1 protein-coding gene is annotated in these 1,560 nt (G+C 72.1%); it reads right to left on the bottom strand.

What is annotated here, in order from left to right; translation table 11 throughout:
- The coding region (locus FJ091_22185; GenBank protein MBM4386058.1) for a hypothetical protein at nt 1-1,560 on the bottom strand (1,560 nt) is incomplete at both ends.

Genomic DNA, 1,560 nt, shown 5'->3' with positions numbered 1-1,560 from the left:
CGCGGGCATCGCCGCATTTCCCGCAACGGCAGCACGCACGTCCTTGTGCTCGTCCTGCGCCAGCCGCCCCAGCACCTCCGCGGGCATCGACGCGTTTCCCGCGACGCCCCGGCGCGTGTGCTCGTTCTCGTCCTGCGCCAGCCGCCCCAGCACTTCCGCGGGCGTCGACGCATTTCCCGCAACCTGTTCGCGCACGTCCTTGTCCTCGTCCTGCGCCAGCCGCCCCAGCACCTCCGCCGGCGTCGTCGCGTTTCCCGCGACGCCCTTGCGCACGTCCTCGGCCAGGGCCTGCGCCAGCCGCCCCAGCACCTCCGCGGGCGTCGCCGCGTTTCCCGCGACGCACCCGCGCACGAACTCGGCCTCGTCCTGCGCCAGCCGCCCCAGCGCTTCCGCGGGCGTCGACGCATTTCCCGCAACGGCAGCACGCACGTCCTTGTCCTTGTCCTGCGCCAGCCGCCCCAGCACCTCCGCGGGCGTCGACGCGTTCCTCGCGAGGCCCTGGCGCAGGGCCTCGTCGATGGCATCGGGGCCCCTCTGCCGCGCCGCATGCCGGAGCAGCATCTGCGGCACTTCGGTCAGCCCCTCACGCACAGACTGCCGCCAGAGCAAGAAGGCCATCCCCTGGAAGGCCTTCCGCGTGGCCGATGGGACGTCCTCCACCAGCCGCGTATCCCACGAGGCGAGCGCTTCTCGAAAGGCTGCCTGCCAGTCCCGACTCGGCTCCACCCCCTCCACGACCGGAGTGTCACGACCGTCTTGGCTCCTCGCAGCACCCGCTGCTACGGACGCCAACGCCTCCCGCACGGTCGGGTGTGGATCCCGCTGATAGGCCTGCCGCACACTGGGCGGCGTCGCCGAATTCTGAGCAATCGCACATCGGTCAATCCACCACACTGACCGCTGGCACTTCGCCAGCACCGCCGGACCTGCCTCGGCGAACAAAAGACCGACGGTCCGGCTCACGCTTGTCCGGCTGCCTGCCACGAGCCGCCCGACATACTCCCGCCGCAACACCGCCACGCCCTCCACTCGCCCAAGGGCCTCAAGTCGCTCCTCCACGGCGGAATTGCTCAGCGGCGCGTTCCGAAGCCACGCAGCAACCGCCCCCGGCAGCGTACTGTCGCCCACCAGCCACGCCGCCAGCTCCCACGACGGACCCAGCAGCCCCGCCAGCACCTCCGCGGGCGTCGACGCGTTTCCCGCGACGTACGCGCGCACCCTCTCCTCCTTGTCCTGCGCCAGCCGCCCCAGCACCTCCGCGGGCGTCGACGCGTTTCCCGCGACGCCCCGGCGCACGTCCTTGTCCTTGTCCTGCGCCAGCCGCCCCAGCACCTCCGCGGGCATCGCCGCGTTTGCCGCAACGGCAGCACGCACGTCCGTGTCCTTGTCCTGCGCCAGCCGCCCCAGCACCTCCGCGGGCATCGACGCGTTTCCCGCGACGCCCATGCGCACCTCCCAGTCCTCGTCCTGCGCCAGCCGCCCCAGCACTTCCGCGGGCGTCGACGCATTTCCCGCAACCTGTTCGCGCACGTCCTTGTCCTCGTCCTGCGCCAGCCGCCC

This window comes from Deltaproteobacteria bacterium, assembly GCA_016875395.1.
Taxonomy (GTDB): Bacteria; Myxococcota_A; UBA9160; order UBA9160; family UBA6930; genus VGRF01.
The sequence above is the reverse complement of the archived record's forward strand: the minus strand, read 5'-3'. Positions and strand labels throughout refer to the sequence as shown.